This window comes from Paenarthrobacter sp. A20, from assembly GCF_024168825.1.
In the GTDB taxonomy this organism is placed as follows: Bacteria; Actinomycetota; Actinomycetes; order Actinomycetales; family Micrococcaceae; genus Arthrobacter.
The window spans coordinates 1,594,474-1,611,271 of record NZ_JALJWH010000001.1 but is presented as its reverse complement, the minus strand read 5'-3'; the positions used below and the strand labels follow the sequence as shown (position 1 = coordinate 1,611,271).

General features: G+C 63.8%; 16 protein-coding genes, 1 tRNA gene and 1 other RNA gene. 12 read left to right on the top strand and 6 right to left on the bottom strand.

Annotation, left to right across the window (positions count from 1 at the left end; genetic code table 11):
• Nucleotides 1–43: 43 nt before the first annotated feature.
• Nucleotides 44–128, bottom strand: a tRNA-Ser gene (locus tag J3D46_RS07790).
• Between the two features lie 464 nt (nucleotides 129–592).
• On the opposite strand from J3D46_RS07790, the gene ffs reads away from it, so the two are divergent.
• The 4 genes from ffs (at nucleotide 593) to J3D46_RS07770 (ending at nucleotide 5,324) form a co-directional block, all read left to right on the top strand.
• Nucleotides 593–689: signal recognition particle sRNA small type (gene ffs, locus J3D46_RS07785), an RNA gene on the top strand.
• Between the two features lie 34 nt (nucleotides 690–723).
• On the top strand, nucleotides 724–4,050 hold the full coding sequence (locus tag J3D46_RS07780) for a DNA polymerase III subunit gamma and tau (RefSeq protein ID WP_253466211.1): 3,327 nt from the start codon (nucleotides 724–726) through the stop codon (nucleotides 4,048–4,050).
• Between the two features lie 33 nt (nucleotides 4,051–4,083).
• The gene (gene recR, locus J3D46_RS07775) at nucleotides 4,084–4,683 is read left to right on the top strand and encodes a recombination mediator RecR (protein ID WP_253466209.1); all 600 of its coding nucleotides are present in this window, start codon (nucleotides 4,084–4,086) and stop codon (nucleotides 4,681–4,683) included.
• 35 nt (nucleotides 4,684–4,718) lie between these two features.
• Nucleotides 4,719–5,324, top strand: a complete 606-nt coding sequence (locus J3D46_RS07770; RefSeq protein ID WP_253466207.1) for a dihydrofolate reductase family protein — start codon at nucleotides 4,719–4,721, stop codon at nucleotides 5,322–5,324.
• Here J3D46_RS07770 and J3D46_RS07765 read toward each other — a convergent pair.
• Complete coding sequence (locus J3D46_RS07765) at nucleotides 5,305–6,399, bottom strand: hypothetical protein (protein ID WP_253466204.1); 1,095 nt, start codon at nucleotides 6,397–6,399, stop codon at nucleotides 5,305–5,307. The genes J3D46_RS07770 and J3D46_RS07765 overlap by 20 nt on opposite strands.
• Nucleotides 6,400–6,514: 115 nt before the next feature.
• On the opposite strand from J3D46_RS07765, the gene J3D46_RS07760 reads away from it, so the two are divergent.
• Entirely contained in the window at nucleotides 6,515–7,042 is a 528-nt protein-coding gene (locus tag J3D46_RS07760; protein ID WP_253466201.1) for a DUF427 domain-containing protein, read from the top strand.
• A 144-nt stretch (nucleotides 7,043–7,186) separates the two neighbouring features.
• Nucleotides 7,187–8,533: an aspartate kinase gene (locus J3D46_RS07755; protein ID WP_159705651.1), complete on the top strand. Its 1,347-nt coding sequence runs from the start codon at nucleotides 7,187–7,189 to the stop codon at nucleotides 8,531–8,533.
• 69 nt (nucleotides 8,534–8,602) lie between these two features.
• Here J3D46_RS07755 and J3D46_RS07750 read toward each other — a convergent pair whose 3' ends face one another.
• Nucleotides 8,603–9,199, bottom strand: a complete 597-nt coding sequence (locus J3D46_RS07750; RefSeq protein ID WP_253466198.1) for a TetR/AcrR family transcriptional regulator — start codon at nucleotides 9,197–9,199, stop codon at nucleotides 8,603–8,605.
• Between the two features lie 135 nt (nucleotides 9,200–9,334).
• Here J3D46_RS07750 and J3D46_RS07745 point away from each other — a divergent pair, with 135 nt between their 5' ends.
• From J3D46_RS07745 to J3D46_RS07735, 3 genes are all read left to right on the top strand, one after another.
• Nucleotides 9,335–10,615: an MFS transporter gene (locus J3D46_RS07745; RefSeq protein ID WP_253466195.1), complete on the top strand. Its 1,281-nt coding sequence runs from the start codon at nucleotides 9,335–9,337 to the stop codon at nucleotides 10,613–10,615.
• A complete protein-coding gene (locus tag J3D46_RS07740) occupies nucleotides 10,616–13,111 on the top strand; it encodes a beta-glucosidase (RefSeq protein WP_253466192.1) in 2,496 nt (831 codons plus the stop codon).
• A 155-nt stretch (nucleotides 13,112–13,266) separates the two neighbouring features.
• Nucleotides 13,267–13,566 carry a DUF4193 domain-containing protein gene (locus tag J3D46_RS07735; protein WP_011773410.1) on the top strand — a complete coding sequence of 100 codons (300 nt, stop codon included), beginning with the start codon at nucleotides 13,267–13,269 and terminating at the stop codon, nucleotides 13,564–13,566.
• 109 nt (nucleotides 13,567–13,675) lie between these two features.
• On the opposite strand, the gene J3D46_RS07730 is transcribed toward J3D46_RS07735, so the two are convergent.
• The 3 genes from J3D46_RS07730 to J3D46_RS07720 form a co-directional block, all read right to left on the bottom strand.
• Complete coding sequence (locus J3D46_RS07730; protein ID WP_231340480.1) at nucleotides 13,676–14,035, bottom strand: lipopolysaccharide assembly LapA domain-containing protein; 360 nt, start codon at nucleotides 14,033–14,035, stop codon at nucleotides 13,676–13,678.
• A gap of 69 nt (nucleotides 14,036–14,104) precedes the next feature.
• Nucleotides 14,105–14,341 carry a hypothetical protein gene (locus tag J3D46_RS07725; protein WP_253466189.1) on the bottom strand — a complete coding sequence of 79 codons (237 nt, stop codon included), beginning with the start codon at nucleotides 14,339–14,341 and terminating at the stop codon, nucleotides 14,105–14,107.
• 96 nt (nucleotides 14,342–14,437) lie between these two features.
• Nucleotides 14,438–14,662, bottom strand: coding sequence for a hypothetical protein (locus J3D46_RS07720; protein ID WP_026541816.1), 225 nt, complete (start codon nucleotides 14,660–14,662; stop codon nucleotides 14,438–14,440).
• Between the two features lie 111 nt (nucleotides 14,663–14,773).
• On the opposite strand from J3D46_RS07720, the gene J3D46_RS07715 reads away from it, so the two are divergent.
• The 3 genes from J3D46_RS07715 (at nucleotide 14,774) to J3D46_RS07705 (ending at nucleotide 16,794) form a co-directional block, all read left to right on the top strand.
• A complete protein-coding gene (locus J3D46_RS07715) occupies nucleotides 14,774–15,241 on the top strand; it encodes a MarR family winged helix-turn-helix transcriptional regulator (RefSeq protein ID WP_253466186.1) in 468 nt (155 codons plus the stop codon).
• Nucleotides 15,242–15,359: 118 nt separating this feature from the next.
• A complete protein-coding gene (locus J3D46_RS07710; protein ID WP_231340477.1) occupies nucleotides 15,360–15,869 on the top strand; it encodes an SSI family serine proteinase inhibitor in 510 nt (169 codons plus the stop codon).
• Nucleotides 15,856–16,794 (top strand): 3-methyladenine DNA glycosylase, encoded by a 939-nt coding sequence (locus tag J3D46_RS07705; protein ID WP_253466183.1) that lies wholly within the window; start codon nucleotides 15,856–15,858, stop codon nucleotides 16,792–16,794. The genes J3D46_RS07710 and J3D46_RS07705 overlap by 14 nt, the downstream gene beginning before the upstream one ends.
• Nucleotides 16,795–16,798: the final 4 nt, after the last annotated feature.

Sequence of the window (16,798 nt, the reverse complement as noted above, 5' to 3'; positions counted from 1 at the left end):
CCGGGAACGCAAAAGGCCCCAGTCCGAAGACTGGGGCCAACCGCGGAGAATGGGGGATTTGAACCCCCGAGGGCGTTAACCCAACACGCGTTCCAGGCGTGCGCCATAGGCCGCTAGGCGAATTCTCCTTGCTTCCGATTCGAAAGCAGATACTACTGTACCTGAGAATTTCGGCATCGTGTAATCGGGCCGTTTGGGCGCCCTTGGACCGGCTTGGCGAAGTGCCGCTTAACGGAAAAATGGACGCCCCCAACGCGCCCATTCTTGCGGTATCACCGTTGAGCCACCGGGTCCGGCCCCTCGCCCCCAGGCCCCGCAGCTCACAATCTTGAGATTGCCCCAATCGGTGTACATACCCATGGTCCGCTGCCGCCTATGGATTTGCAATGGCTGAGACCTGTTTGTAGCCGAAGTTACTGACAAAATGTCCCCATGACGCAGCTTCATGCTTTGGTGGTTTACGTACCGGAGACTCACATTGAAGAGTGAACGGCTGGCGGTGTTTCGCGCAGCCCAGCCACCCGCCGTCGAGCGTTTTCCACACCCCCTTCGGGCCGATTCGAACCCCGAAGTAAGTTCGGGTAAGCTTGTCGACGGCCCCTCATGTGGCGTCATCCTGTTGAACTCCCCCAGGACCGGAAGGTAGCAAGGGTAGATGGGCTCTGGCGGGTGCATGAGGGGTCACTTACTTTAAATGTCAGTCCCTATAGGTAGGTTTCCCCTGTGACTGTTACAACTGCCCTGTACCGCAGGTATCGCCCGGACTCTTTCGCGGACGTTATCGGGCAGGAACACGTCACAGAGCCGCTGATGACGGCCCTCCGGAAGAACCGCGTGAACCACGCCTACCTCTTCTCCGGCCCCCGCGGCTGCGGCAAGACCACCTCTGCGCGCATCCTCGCCCGCTGCCTGAACTGCGCCGAGGGCCCCACTGACACCCCCTGCGGCAAGTGCCCCAGCTGCATCGAACTCGCCCGCGGCGGCTCCGGCTCGCTCGATGTCATCGAGATCGACGCCGCCAGCCACGGTGGCGTCGACGACGCCCGCGACCTCCGTGAACGCGCAACCTTCGCTCCCGTCCGGGACCGCTACAAGATCTTCATCATTGACGAGGCCCACATGGTCACGTCGGCAGGCTTCAACGCGCTCCTGAAGATCGTCGAAGAGCCACCGGAACACATCAAGTTCATCTTTGCCACCACCGAGCCGGACAAGGTCATCGGGACCATCCGCTCCCGCACGCACCACTACCCCTTCCGGTTGGTGCCGCCCGAGCCGCTCATGCAGTACCTCGAGCTCCTCTGCCAGCAGGAAAACGTTCCGGTCGCTCCCGGCGTGCTTTCGCTGGTGATCCGCGCGGGTGGCGGCTCTGTCCGCGACACCCTCTCCGTGTTGGACCAGCTCATGGCGGGCGCCGGACCCAACGGGCTGGACTACGAACTCGCCGTCGCGCTGCTTGGCTACACGCACGCTTCCTTGTTGGACGACATCGTTGATGCCGTCGCCGCCGCCGATGCCGCTACTGTTTTCAGGGCCGTGGACCGTGTCATCCAGACCGGCCACGATCCCCGGCGCTTCGTCGAGGATCTGCTGGAACGCTTCCGCGACCTCATCATCGTCCAGGCGATGCCCGAGAGCGCGCAGGCGATTCTCCGCGGGATGCCCGCCGACCAGATCGCGCGTATGCGCAACCAGGCAACCAACCTGGGCGCAGCCGAACTCTCACGGGCAGCGGACGTCACCAACACGGCGCTCACCGAGATGACCGGCGCCACCTCGCCTCGGCTGCACCTTGAGCTGCTGTGCGCGCGCATCCTCCTGCCCAGCGCTGAACAGACCGAGCGGGGCATTGCGGCCCGCATCGACCGCGTGGAACGTCGCCTGAATTACACGGGCGACGGCGGCGCGCCAGCTGTTGCTGCTGGCCAGGCTGCTGCTGCTGCTGCTGCTGGCCAGTCTGCTGCTGCTGGCCAGGCTGCTGCTGCGCCTGTTGCTCAGTCGACGCCGGTCCCCGCCTCCGCGCCAGTGGCACCCGCTGCCGTTGAGCCGACCCCGGCCGCACCGGTACCCCCTGCAGCGACGCCCGTTCCAGTACCGGCCGATGAGGCTGGGGCGCGTGAGGCCATCACAGCGCCACGGGTGTCCACCAACGACTGGCCTGTTGAGGACCGCCTGGCATCCGGTCGCGCTCCGCAGGCTGCTGAATCCGTGGCGGCTCCAGCCCTTGCGGATCGGGTCCAGGAACCAACCTCGCAGCCCGAGCCTGTACAAGCGCCGACGCCAGCACCATCCCAAGCAGCACCAGCCGTTCAAGCCCCAGCGCAAGCTGCGCCCCAGGCGCCGGCTCCGCAGCCCGCTCAAACGGCAGGACCTGCTGCTTCTGGAGGACCTGCTGCTTCCGGAGGCAGCGGCGATGTTGAGGCCTTGCGCCGCGCATGGCCGGATGTCCTGCAGACGTTGACCAAGATCAAGCGCAGCACGTGGGCGCTCGTGGAACCGAACGCCCAAGTGGCGCAGTTCGACGGGCAGGTGCTGACTCTCGCGTTCACCACGGGCGGCCTTGCCGGCGCGTTTGGACGTGCGGACCACTCCGAGAACCTTCGCCAGGCAATCCACAAGACCCTCGGCATCGACTGCCAGATCGTGGCAGTCGCTGGCGGCAACAGCTCAGCGAGCTCTGAGCCAAACCCAAAAGCGCCTACTAGCCGGGAAACTCCGGCTGCTTCATCGTCAACAGGCGCCCCGGCGTCGGCTGATGATGAATCGCCAGCAGGCAACGCATCGTCAGCAGCGTCGTCGTCAGCAGAATCGCGACCAGCCCCGGTTTCAGCTGTCGACTCCGCTTGGGGTCTTGCCCCCGCCAGCCCTGCGGCTGCAGGGACAACGTCAGCGACCACTCCGTTGCCGACGGAATCCACTCCGCCGGAAATGCCCGCGACGGCGGCAGCACCAACCACTCCTGCAGCAACAGCGACGGCGTCGGTAAATGCACCAACCACTCCGGCAGCACCCGCTCCTTCGCAGTCGACCCCAACGCCTGCCCCGGGCACAGCTGCGCCGGCGGGCACCCCTGCAGCAGCTGGAACCTCGGCACCTTTGAGCACCGAGTCCACCGGCGACTATTCGTACCCTGACGACGATTGGGGTCCCCCACTCGACGAGGATGCCCCGCCGCTGGATGAAGAGCCTCCGGCAGACTGGGAACCCCCATCCGGTTATGGCCAACAACAAAGCCCTGCCCCGGCTGCTGCAGCTGGCAGCCAGCGGCCCGCCGTCAACCAAGCGCCGGTGAACCAATCCCCGGCCAACCAACCACCGGCCAACCAGGCACCGGCGGCATCTTCCACGACCCCGACAGCCGCAGCTTCGGGCGCAGGGGGCAGCGCCGCGGTCGCGGCATCATCCGCCGACCCGTGGTCAAGGGCTGTGGAGCAGGCGCCGGGCACCTGGGTAGTGGGCACGGAATCCAACGTGGGCAAGCAGCCCGCCACGGCATCGGAAGTCGTCGAGCAGGCAACGGAGGCTCCGGATTACGAGCCAGCTGCAGCCCAGGTTCCGGAGAGCACCAACGGAGCGTACGGCCACCCAACCAATGCCGAGCAGAACCCAAGCTCCAGTTGGGACGTCGCACCGGCATCGAGTTGGCCTGCAACCCAATCCATGCCCGCCCCCGCAAGCGGCAGCATCCCGGCAGGCAGCAACCCGGGGGCCGGCAACGCTCCCGCAGTGTGGCCGTCCTTGGCGACGCAACCTGAGGAAGCGCATGGTTCGGTTGCGACGCTCGAGGAGGACGCGCCGTCGGGCAATCCCAACGGCCGTCAGAGCCTGTACCAGCGGCTGACGAACAGTCCTGAAGCCCAAGCCGGTCGTGTCCAAGCACCCGTGCGGACCCAGGCAGCGCCGGCCACCATGGCTGAGGATATCCCCAGCCCGGAGGACGAAACCATCGAGGAATCGAGGGTCTTTGGTCGGGCTGCGGTGGAGCGTATTCTGGGCGGAAAGCTGATCGAAGAGCGCGCCTTGGACGGTTCTCCTCTGCAACCCCGCTGACTCCAGCATTGATTTCAAACAAATGAGGACATTGTGTACGAAGGTGCAGTTCAAGAGCTGATTGATGAGCTCGGCCGGCTTCCCGGTGTGGGCCCGAAATCGGCGCAGCGCCTGGCATTCCATATCCTTGAGGCCGATCCCGAGGATATGAAGCGCCTCGTCACGGCCATCACCACGGTCAAGGAACGCGTGAAGTTCTGCAGTGTCTGCTTCAACGTGACCGAGCAGGAAACGTGCAATATCTGCCGCGACCCGCGCCGTGATCCGTCGGTGATCTGCGTGGTTGAGGAGTCCAAGGACGTTCTGGCCGTTGAGCGTACGCGGTCCTTCCGCGGGCGCTATCACGTGCTGGGCGGGGCCATCAATCCCATTGCTGGAGTTGGTCCCGAGCAGCTGAGGATCCGGGAACTCCTGACACGCCTCAACGACGGCGCCATCCAGGAAATCATCATCGCCACGGACCCGAACCTTGAGGGCGAGGCCACGGCGACGTACTTGGCGCGCATGCTCAAATCGATCGGGATCACCGTGACGCGGCTGGCCTCAGGCCTCCCTGTCGGTGGGGACCTTGAGTACGCCGACGAGGTCACGCTCGGCAGGGCCTTCGAGGGCAGGCGCAACGCACTGTTCTAGTCTCACAATCACAACAACACCGTGATGGGGGTCCCGTGCGAGAGCTTGTGTTCTACGTTGCCGTCAGCCTGGATGGATACATTGCCGGTCCCGGAGGCGAGTTCGACGCATTTCCGGTTGAGGGCGACCATATGGACGCACAAAATGAACGTTTCTCTGATGCCATACCTACGGCGATTGCCGACGCCATGGGCATCGAGCGCAGCGGGACGATGTTCGACACCGTATTGATGGGTTGGAACACCTACGCGGTAGGCCTGCCTTTTGGCATGACCAGCCCGTATCAGCATCTGCGGCAGGTGGTCTTTTCCCGGACCCGGTCCGAGGCTGACATCCCGGGAGACCACCCGAACCTTGCGCTGACCTCCGAAGATCCGGTGGAGGTCGTACGCCGGTTGAAATCCGAGCCAGGAGAATCGATCTGGCTGTGTGGTGGCGGCAAGTTGGCCACTGTGCTCTCCGGTGAGATCGATAGGCTTGTGCTCAAACGAAGCCCGCTGCTCTTTGGCGATGGCATACCGCTCTTTGCGCCCGGCGCCTACCAGCCCAGCGCCTTCAAGGAGGTCTCCACGACGGCGTTCGCGTCGGGCGTCGTGATCTCGGAGTACGCGCGCCAAGACGCTAGCCGGAACCCGAACTAGCATTCTGCCGTCGCGCCATCAGCCAGCGACCCGGCGCCAGGACCACTGCGGCCGCCAAGGCCTGGAGCGCGAGACCGGTCAGGAATACGGGCACCGAAGGAGCGAGTCCCGCGCTTGATTCCCCGCCGAGGCATGGGACCTCGCGTGAGGGCCCGTCGACAGCCCACTGAAGTCCGGACAATACCCACCCGATCTCATTGTCTGTGGCCACGAAGCCGGCTCCGACGCTGCCCAACAGCAAAGCGGGGTTGGACGCTGCCACCCAGGCCACCCGATCCGTGTGCGCCACTTCCACCGGGCGGAGATCGCCCACGCACTGGTAGGAGACGACTCTGCCTGAGTCGTCCCGCTCCACGTTTACAGGCACGGAAGCCTGATCCATGGCGGTGGTTGCAGGAAGCAGCATGAGGGTGACCGCAACGTTTCCAACGCAAAGGAACGCCACCAACACCACAGCCAACGCCATGCCGGGCGCCACGCTTGCGAACAACGCCCGCGAACCAGAACCGATCAGCCCGAACAGGGCTGCTTCCAGGACAATCACGACGACGGCGGCACCGACCAGCGCGATCGGACCGCCGACGCTGATGCCCACCACGAGCAAAGCAACGCACACCGGCACGGCCAGGGCCACACCCCTCATGGCTCCTGCCAGCAGCAATTCCAGAACGCTTCCGCCCGCATGGCGGAAGCCCCAGCCGGTTCCCAATATGGCGGCCATCAACGCCAGGAAAGCGGCCATGATCAACAAGACGGCGCCGGCCACCGTACTTTGGAACCACCCGTTGGATTCTCCCCAGCTGACGAAGCCGACGGCCATCCCCCATGAGAGTGCCACCCCGGCCGCGCTGGCAACCCAGAACCACCACGAAGCGAGGGATTGGCGGGCGATCTGCCATGCCTGGGCAACAGCATTTGTGAACACCGCACGGGTACGGGCAGACGAATCCGGCCCAGTCCGCGGAGCATCGGGAACCCGCCGCTGATCATCGATCATCCCGCCACCGATGACCTCATACTCGGGCTCATTCCATCCCGGACCCGAACTGCCCGGATGGTCAGGGACGCCGGCCATCGCCTCTCGCACTCCTCATGAATTGGATGGTACGCCGGGCAGGCCCGGGAGCAATACGTGCCGCCCGCTTCTACGTTCACAGTCTGGACCCAGCGGGAGGTGGCAGCATGGGTGCATGGTCCGTGTTCCCGGCTTTCCCGAGTCCTTCCGTCGTCCCAAGCCCATCAAGCCCAAGCCAGGCCAGGAATCGGTGTGGGATTACCCACGGCCGCCCAAGGTTGAACCACGCCCGGAACGGATCGTGGTTCGGCTTGGCGGCCAGGTGATTGCGGACTCCACCGATTCCGTGAGGGTTTTGGAAACCAGCCATCCACCGGTCTACTACCTGCCGTTGGATGCCTTTCCCCCGGGTGTCCTCATTCCCCGGGAAGGCACCAGCTTCTGCGAGTTCAAAGGAGAGGCATACTATTTCGACGTCGTTGCCGGCGGAAGGATAGTTTCCCGTGGCGGGTGGACCTACCCGAGGCCAGCCAGGGGTTTCGAGGCCCTCAGCAGCCGGGTGGCCCTCTACCCGGAGCATATGGATTCCTGTGAGGTGAACGGCGAGCAGGTGACCTTCCAGGACGGTAGCTTCTACGGCGGCTGGATCACCCAGCAGATCGTAGGCCCGTTCAAGGGTGGTCCAGGCACGTCCGGGTGGTAGCCAACGCAGGCGGCCGCTATATGGTCACAATTCCTATCAGCCATGCACGCGGCGATAAACTGGGCAAATAAGCTACGCTGGCGTGCTCAAATTTGAAATTGGCATGCCGCGTTCGAACCCTATTGATGCAGTGAGGGTGCGCGCATGACTATGCCCACTACCGAAGTGAAGATCGAAGAGCTCTCCAACGAGGCTGCCATTACCAAGCAGCTGATCGTTCAGAAGTTCGGCGGTTCCTCGGTTGCCGATGCCGATGGCATCAAGCGGGTCGCACAGCGTGTCGTGGATGCGCAGAAGGCCGGCAACGAGGTTGTGGTTGTTGTTTCCGCAATGGGTGACACCACCGACGAACTCCTGGACCTTGCGGGGCAGGTCACTGACTCCGCTCCCGCCCGCGAAATGGACATGTTGTTGTCCGCCGGCGAACGAATTTCCATGGCCCTGCTTGCCATGGCCATCAACAAGTTCGGTGCCTCTGCACAGTCCTTCACGGGTTCCCAGGCAGGCATGATTACCGACGGCATCCACGGCAAGGCGCGGATTATCGACGTGGACCCCCACCGCATCCGCACCGCGCTGGACAAGGGGCACATCGCGATCGTGGCCGGCTTCCAAGGCATGAGCCGGATCACGAACGAAATCACCACCCTTGGCCGCGGCGGCTCGGACACTACGGCCGTTGCCCTCGCCGCAGCACTGGAAGCAGACGTCTGCGAGATCTACACGGACGTGGACGGCATTTACACTGCAGACCCCCGCGTGGTCACGTCCGCCCAGAAGATCGACCGTATCTCCAGCGAAGAAATGCTGGAACTGGCCGCCTCGGGAGCCAAGATCCTGCACCTGCGTTGCGTGGAGTACGCCCGCCGCTTCGGTGTGCCGCTGCACGTCCGTTCCTCATTCAGCCAGCACGAAGGCACCTGGGTTATCCCCGGCGCCGACGAAAAGTTCAACATTCAAGAGGGAGTTGCCTTGGAGCAGCCAATCATCTCCGGCGTTGCACACGACCGGTCCGAAGCCAAGGTCACCGTAGTAGGCGTCCCGGACATCCCCGGCAAGGCTGCTGCGATTTTCCAGGTGATCGCCGATGCCCACTCGAACATCGACATGATTGTCCAGAACGTCTCCACCCACGGCACGGGCCGCACGGACATCTCGTTCACCCTGCCCATCGTTGAGGGCGCCGACGCCTTGGCAGCCCTGCGCGCCGCTGAGGGCCAGATCGGCTTCGAGAGCATCGAATACAACGAGCATGTCGGGAAGCTTTCCCTGATCGGCGCGGGCATGCGTTCGCACCCGGGTGTTTCGGCCACGTTCTTCAAGGCCCTCTCCGACGCCGGGATCAACATCGACATGATCTCCACCTCGGAAATCCGCATCTCCGTGGTGACCAGCGCTGACAAGCTGGATGACGCCGTCCGCGCCATCCACAACGCGTTCGAGCTCGACGGCGACGCTGAGGCAACCGTCTACGGCGGCACCGGCCGCTAGCCAGCCGCGGGCAACGCCCCAAAGTAAGGCAGATAACGCCGTTCTGAACCTTCAGAACGGCGTTATCTGTTACTCAGTTGGGTGGGGCGGTGCCAGCAGGACGTCAATGAGCTGCCGGAGGCCGTCCGCCATGTCAACGGATTTGTCGTAGAGCCACTGCAGTTGCAAGCCGTCGAAAGCGGCCACTGTCAGACGTGCCAGCATGACGGCGTCGACGTCTGTCCGGACTTCCCCGGATGCCTGACGCCGTTCGATGTCAGCGGCGATATCCCGGACCACTGTCTCGTAGCGCTCTTTGAAGTAGCTGTGGGAGTCGTGCCCGGGATCATTTGCGGTTGCCGACGCCACTGCGTAAAGAGTGGTCAATCCAGGCTCGCGCTCGTTCCTTTCCGCGATGGGCGGCATCAGGTTCAGCCCCACATCTGCCTGGCCACTCACGGCGATTGAGCGCCGGTCCCGTTCGGCGAGGACTGCGGTGAGGAGTTCCTGCTTGCCCTTGAAGTAGTGGAAGAGGGTGGCTTCCTTGACGCCCACGAGTTCGGCGACGCGCTTGAGCGCAGTTCCCTCAAACCCCTCGGTGGCAAAGACGTCCGTTGCTGTCTGGATGATCTGTTCTCGGCGTTCCGCACCCTTGGCGTACTGGCCCCGGGCCCTGGACGTTGACATCCGTTCAGTCTATTTCATAGCGTGAAAATCGAGTATCACTCGACTTTTTTCCTGAAAACCTAGTCACACTAGATTTTTGAAGCTAAAGTCATTGCAGCGGCCCAACGGTGGGCCACCCGTTCATCAGGAGGCAATGTGGCCCTCAATATCGATCAGCAGATGGCAGGCGCAGCAACCGCCGCCCCGGGCACCGGAAGCACCCAGCACCAAACCGCGTCCCGCGCCTACGTCATCGGCATGCCCATCGCGAGCGCCGGTCTCTGGATGGCCGTTATTGCACCAGCACTGGTGGTCCTCGCCATCAAGGTTTCGGAGATCACCACCCCGGATACGCGCGCCGGAGCACTCAGTCTTGTGGCAGGAGTCGGGGCAGCTGTCGCGTTGCTCGCCAACCCATTCTTCGGACGCCTCAGCGACCGCACCACATCCCGGTTCGGCATGCGGAAACCCTGGATCGTTGGAGGCTCACTGATAGGCCTGGCGGCGCTCCTCCTGCTGGGTTCGGCCACGGAGGTCGGAACCGTCCTCCTGGCCTGGGTTGTAGCACAGCTGGGCTTCAATGCGGCTCTCGCGGCCCTGGTCGCAACCCTTCCCGACCAAGCGGGCCCAGCGGAGCGCGGACGCCTCTCAGGCCTTATCGGCATGACACTTCCCATTGGACTTGTGTCCGCGGCCTTCTTCGCCCAGATGTTCGATAACGCCTTGCAGATGGCTGTGGTGCCCGGGATCGTGGGCACGGCAGTTGCCATCGCCTTTGCCTTCACGTTCAAGGACCGCGTCCTCACCGAGAAGCCGGCACCGCTGAACATCAAGGAGATTCTCGGTTCCTTCTACTTCAACCCCAAAGATCACCCCGGCCTGGGGTGGGCTTGGGTCACCAAGTTCTTGGTCTATGTGGGCTACTGCGCGGGCTTGCTCTACCTTCCATACTTCTTTACGGACCACCTCCACGTGGCCGAAACGCAGGTCACCAGCCTGGTGTTCCAGGCAACGCTGGTGAGCTCGGCAGGAACCGTCATCACCAGCCTCGCCGGCGGCTGGATCAGCGACCGCATCGGCAAGCGCAAGAGCATGGTGATCATGTCCGCGCTGATCATGATGGCGGGCCTGGTGGTCATCGCCACCAGCACAGGCACCGGCCAGGTCCTGGTTGGCCAAGGCATCCTCGGGCTGGGCCTCGGCATCTTCAGCGCCGTGGACGTCGCCCTCATCACTGACCTGCTGCCCAAGAACCAGTCGGAGAATGCCAAGACCTTTGGTGTCTTCAACATCGCACAGGCCCTTCCCCAGTCCCTGGTTCCCGCCATTGCCTTCCCGGTGATCGCTTTTGGCGGCTACCCCGCATTGTTCCTCGGTGGTGCAACAGTCGGCATCATCGGCGCCCTCCTCGTCACCCGTATCAAAGGAGTCAAGTAAATGAACCCCACCCTCCCGGCAGCTGTCACGGCGCCCCAGGCAGGAACACAGGATGCGGAGGCGAAGATCAGCGAACTCGCCCGAAGCCTCACTCTTGAGCAGCAGGTTCAACTTCTGACCGGCGCGGACGTCTGGTCCACCCACGCCATCCCGGAGATCGGACTGTCCCGCGTGGTCATGTCGGACGGGCCGGCAGGTGTCCGCGGCGAAGACTTTGATGAGCGCCACGACTCAGTCTCCTTGCCGTCGTCGTCCGCTTTGTCAGCAACCTGGAGCGTTGAGACGGCCCGCCGCTACGGACAGGTGCTGGGCCAGGAGGCGCGCCGCAAGGGCGTCCACGCGGTCCTTGGCCCCACCATCAACCTGCACCGCTCGCCCCTGGGCGGCCGCCACTTCGAGTGCATGAGCGAGGACCCGCATCTCACCGCCACCATGGCCGCCGGTTACGTTGCCGGCGTCCAGTCCATGGGAGTCGGCGCAACGCCCAAGCACTACCTGGCCAACGAGGCCGAAACCGAGCGTTTCACTGCCGACTCCGTGGTGGACGAACGCCCGCTCCGAGAGCTCTACCTGGCCGCGTTCGAGGACGCCATCACCGAGGCCCGCGCCTGGCTGGTCATGAGCTCCTACAACTCCATCAACGGCACCACCGCCAGCGAGAACACACTCCTTGAAACCCCGCTGTCCACCGAATGGGGCTTCGACGGCGTCGTAGTCTCCGACTGGACCGGCGTGCGCTCCATCGACGCCGCCAACGCCCACCAGGACCTCGAAATGCCCGGTCCAGTAGGCCACTGGGGCCCCAAGCTGCTGGCGGCCGTCAACGATGGCCGGGTCAGCCGGGACGCCATCCTGGAAAAGGTCACCCGCATCCTCCGCCTCGCCGCCCGGGTGGGATCCCTCGAAGGTTTCACTCCCGCAGTCACCCAGCTCCCCACGGAACTGGAAGGGGCCGCCGTCGCGCGTGAAGTTGCCGTCCGCGGCGCCGTGCTGGTCCGCAACAAGGGCCTGTTGCCGCTGGACGCCAAGGCGCTCGGCAGTGTTGCCGTGATCGGCCACAACGCGGACGAAGCGCGCACCCAGGGCGGCGGCAGCGCCACCGTGATGCCCAAGTACACCGTCTCGCCGCGGGAGGGGCTGCGGAAAGCGTTGCCCGACGACGTCAAGGTCACCTACGCGCGCGGCGCCAAGGTTGCCGAGGGCATCCAGGCTTTCCCCCGGACCTCACTGCACAACCCTGTCTCCAACGTGCCCGGAATCCGGGTGACTTTCCTGGCGGAAGACGGCACGGAGATCTCCGGCGAAGACCGCCTGGCCTCGCACCTGATCTGGTTCGGAGTAGGCATTCCCGACGGCGCCGCCTCCATCCGCATGGAAGCGGACTGGACAGCCGAAACAGCAGGCGTCCACCACCTGGGCGTAGGTACCGTGGGCCGGATCCGCTTTGCCCTGGATGGTACCGAAGTCTTCAACAGCGAGCTTGAGGACTATACGGACGTCCTCGGCGCCGCGCTGTTCGATCCGCCCAAGACTGTCCATGCTTTCGAAACAACAGCCGGGCAGACTGTCCGGATCGAGGCCGAGTACCAGTTGCCCAAGCAGCAGGTCATCCCGTTCACGGCCATTCTGCTGGGTGAGGAGACTGTGGTTACGGACCCGCAGGCGGAAATCGATGCCGCCGTGGAAGCTGCCCGGTCTTCCGACGTCGCAGTGGTGATTGTGGGTACAAACGCGGCTATTGAGTCCGAAGGCTTCGACCGCAAGGACCTGGACCTGCCTGGCTACCAGAACAAGTTGGTGGAGGCCGTCGCAGCAGCCAACCCGCGCACAGTAGTGGTGGTGAACTCCGGCTCGCCAGTGCTCATGCCTTGGTTGGACGCGGTGGATGCGGTCCTGCTGGGCTGGTTCGGCGGCCAGGAGTTCGGCAGCGCCATCGCCGCCATCCTGCTGGGCATCGAAGAACCAGGTGGTCGCTTGCCCACCACGTGGCCCGCCGCGCTGGCAGACGTCCCGGTGTTGAACACCACGCCCGTTGACGGCAAGGTGGTCTACTCCGAGGGCATCCACATCGGCTACCGCGCCTGGCTCAAGCAGGAAGCCGCGGGCGGCGCAGCTCCTGCCCTGCCGTTCGGCTACGGACTCGGCTACACCACCTTCGAACTGGGCACAGCCCACGCCCCGCAGGTAGCGCAGGCCGGGAAGGATATTGTGGTGCACGTTCCCGTCAAGAACACCGGCACCCGCACGGGACGCGAAGTGGTCCAGGTGTATCTGGAACGCGCAGATTCCGCCGTGGACAGGCCGGTCCGCTGGCTCGCAGGCTACTCAGGAACGCACCTCGCCCCGGCTGGTACAGAGAGCGTTGAGATCCGCGTTCCGGCCAAGGCATTTGCACATTACGACGGCGGCTGGCAGTTTGAACGGGGCACGTTCGGCCTGCTGGTGGGTCGCCACGCCGACGACGAATTTCAATCATTGGACATCGAACTCCGGTAATACAGGCGCGAAATCACCGTGTCTGGCAGCTTTTTTGGGCTGCCAGACACGTGGTTTTCGCCACAAGCGTCAGAACTGGGGTATGGTATGGAATTTTCGTGGCATGCTGTACGTTGCATACCCGGTAACCCCCTAACACGAAGAGGCATTAAAAAGTGGCAGCCGATTACGACGAACTCCGTACCGATGTAAAAGAGAACCAGGAGCAATCCCTCCAGGCTCTCCAATCCGCCAGCGCCCCCACGGCCAAGAGCGTCGTGCTGGAACTGGACGAAACCGATGGCCTTGACGCCAACGGCCCCGGCGGCGAAATCGTCGCTGAAGAACTGGTCATCCAGGTCATCCCGCAGGCTAACGACGAGTTCACTTGTCACTCCTGCTTCCTGGTCCGCCACCGCTCGCAGATCGCACGCGAGAAAGATGGCGTCGCCTACTGCACTGACTGCGAAGGCTAAGACGACCCACCACCCCGGCGGGCTAAACATCGTCAGGGAGTGCCGCCGTCGGGATTAAATTGCGGAAGGACCGGAGCAAGCGCTCCGGTCCTTCCGCAGTTAACAGCTTCTAGGGTCCCGCCCCCGGGCCGCCCACAGCCTTCTTGCGGCGATGGTTGACCATTCTGAGCTGGAGGATCCTGGCACCGCCTGCCAGGGCCACCAGCACGCCGCCGCCTACAGCTGCGATGAAGAGCGTGGTGCCGAGGGCCAGCGTCCCTTGGAGTCCGAAGAAGCGGACCGTGATCATGTCCTGGTTTTGGACAAAGAACACAATCAGCATCACCAGGACCACCAAGCCAACGGCCACAGCCACCCACAGGGCCGCGGTGCGGGTTGGCCTGGACGTGGGCGCCACCGAAGGCGGGGCGGTCCGATCCTGACGGGGAGCCTCGCTTGGAACCCCCGCAACATCATCCTGAAAACTCATCGACGACCCCCTTTTGTCACGGCATCACCGCTTTCTACATCATAAGCATGCTGATGAGTTGCGCGATAGTCAGTGACGTACCGAGTAGTCAGTTGAGGTCGGGCCGGGATCGTTGTTCCGGACAGCGTAGTGATGGCCTTCGGAATCGGTCTCGACGTCGAAGTTCTTCAGATCCGCCTCGGAGGCGGTCTCAAAATCGTCATGCTTGTGCACTACAGGGGTATCCATGTCACCGTGGGTTGCCGGTCCAAAGACGGACTGCAGCCGTTCAGTGACATGCTGGAATCCCTCCAACTTGCGTCCCATGTTCTTCCACCTCCTTTCTACGGGAGAGAAAGAGCGGCAGGGCCAGTGCATGCCGTTCAGTGAGGCAATTTTACGCCCAAATCCGTGAAAGAACGCCTACCGCAGCGACTTGTCATCCGGATTGCGGGGCACTACATAGGTGCTGCCATCGGGGCGGCGGAGCGTTTCCCATTGCTGCGTCTCGGCCTGGCGCTGGGCGAGGAGCTTCCGGTTCGCTTCGGTCATTTCATGGTCGAGCGAACTGCTGTGCGCGGGGCCGAAAACAACCCTGAACTTCCCAGTGGCGCGCATGAACTTCCGGGTGAGAGATTCCTTGGCCACGCGGATCGACTCCTCTTTTTTAGACGGTTCAATGAGTCCATAGTACGCTAATTGTTAGTACACTAACTAATTGATCGGCGCGAGCTGACGCAGCAAGCCCAGGAGGCAGCCATGACGGCCATCGACGAGCCCACCCAGGAGACTGACGACCTCCTCCTGGAGCGCCAACTTTGCTTTGCCCTGACCGTCGCGTCCCGCAGCGTGGTGGGCGTCTACAAGCCCGTGCTGGAACGGCTTGGACTAACCCATCCCCAGTATTTGGTGATGCTTGCCCTGTGGGAACGGAGCCCCCGGACGCTGAAGGACATCAGCGACAGCCTCCTCCATGATCCAGCCACCCTCTCCCCCTTGCTGAAGCGCCTCGAGGAAGCCGAGCTCATCACCCGCGAACGCGTGCCCGGCAACGAACGCGCCCTGGCCATCAAGCTGACGGAGAAGGGCGCCGCCCTCCGCAAGCAGGCGACTGCCGTCCCGGGCGAAATCCGCGAACGCCTGCAGCTCAGCCGCGAAGAGGTAGCCGAGCTCCACCAAGCCATGACCGGCCTGATCGCGGCAACCCAACGCAGCAGCTCAACCTGATACCAAACCGACAGCCAGTTTCCCTAGCCAAGCGCACAGCCGCAGTGGTCTGCTGGAAGCGGACACAGAGGCGGGCACCAAAAGTGCCACGTAAAATGGACGCAACCTAGGAGATTCCATGCGCACGCGATTTGTTCGGTACTTGTTGGCAGTCCTGGCCGTCGCTGGCCTCGCCGCATGCTCAGGCACCCCATCGCCAGGTTCGACGGGCAGCGCAACGCAGGCACCGTCGTCGTCGGCCCCCTCAAGCAGCAGCGCAACTCCCAGCGCGTCAGCAGCCACTGGCGCAGGCGATGCCGAGCTCTCCATCACGCTGATTGAAACGCCCGAAGCCGCACCGCAGACCTTCACCCTCGTCTGCACGGCCGGCGCGCCGGCCGCCGAAAGCAACCACCCGTCTGCTGCCGAAGCGTGCACATCCATCAAGAACAGCCCCTCCATCCTTAGCCCTGCCCCCACCAAGACCGACCAGGCCTGCACCATGCAATACGGCGGCCCGGCAACGGCCAAGGTGACCGGTGCCGTGGACGGCAAGGACGTCACGGCGGCGTTCAGCCGGACGGACGGCTGCCAGATCGCGCTATGGGACGCCGCCAAGAGCGTCCTCGGATCAGATGGCGGCCTCTAGGCCGCAGCACCTCCCCCAAGAGCAATGGCTCGGGCTGGAGGCAGCCCATCACGCACGCGTCGCGCGCTACGCAGACCCGTACCTGACTCGACGCTCGGCCGGTAGGAAGCACCCTGTAGAGGACTTCCTCTTCACGTACTACACCCAAAAACCGGGCCAACTGCTGCGCTGGCACCCTGGGGACGGCACAGTCCTCAGCGGTCCGCGCGCCCTTGAGCGTGCCACGTGGAAGTTCTACAGAACGCTCGACGACGGCGAACTCGCCTCACTCGGGCTTCCCGCGGGCACGCCGGCCGTCACCTTTGATCGCAGCAGCTTCGTGGCCGACCGCGCCGAAGCCGTCCGCTTCGCGGGCATCATCCTCGCAGGCACAGCCAAGCGTCCGGCCCAGTTCGGGTGCTTCGGCCTGCACGAGTGGGCCATGGTGTACCGCCAGGAGAAGTTCGAGCTGCGGCACGAATACCTGCAACTGAGGCTCGGCGGTGAAGGAACGGACACCGTGGTGGAAGAGAACCGCATCCGCTGCTCCCACTTCGATGCGTTCCGTTTCTACACCCCTGATGCCATTCCCCTGAACGAGCTCGAACCCACCCGCGAAACCCAGCGGGCCATGGAGCAGCCGGGCTGCCTGCACGCCAACATGGACCTCTACAAGTGGGCGTACAAGCTGACCCCGGCACTGCCAAGCGAGCTGGTGATGGACTGCTTCGAGCTCTCGTGGCGGATCCGTGCCATGGACATGAAGGCCTCCCCGTACGATCTCGAAGAATGGGGCTACCCACCCATCAGGATCGAGACACCGCAGGGCAAGGCCGAGTACGTTGAATACCAGCGGGCTTTCGCAGCAGAATCCCAGGAGCTGCGGGCCCGCGTGCTCCAGGCAGTAGATCCGCTCCTCCATGAGCTGGGTGGATTGGCCGCCTGAGCAC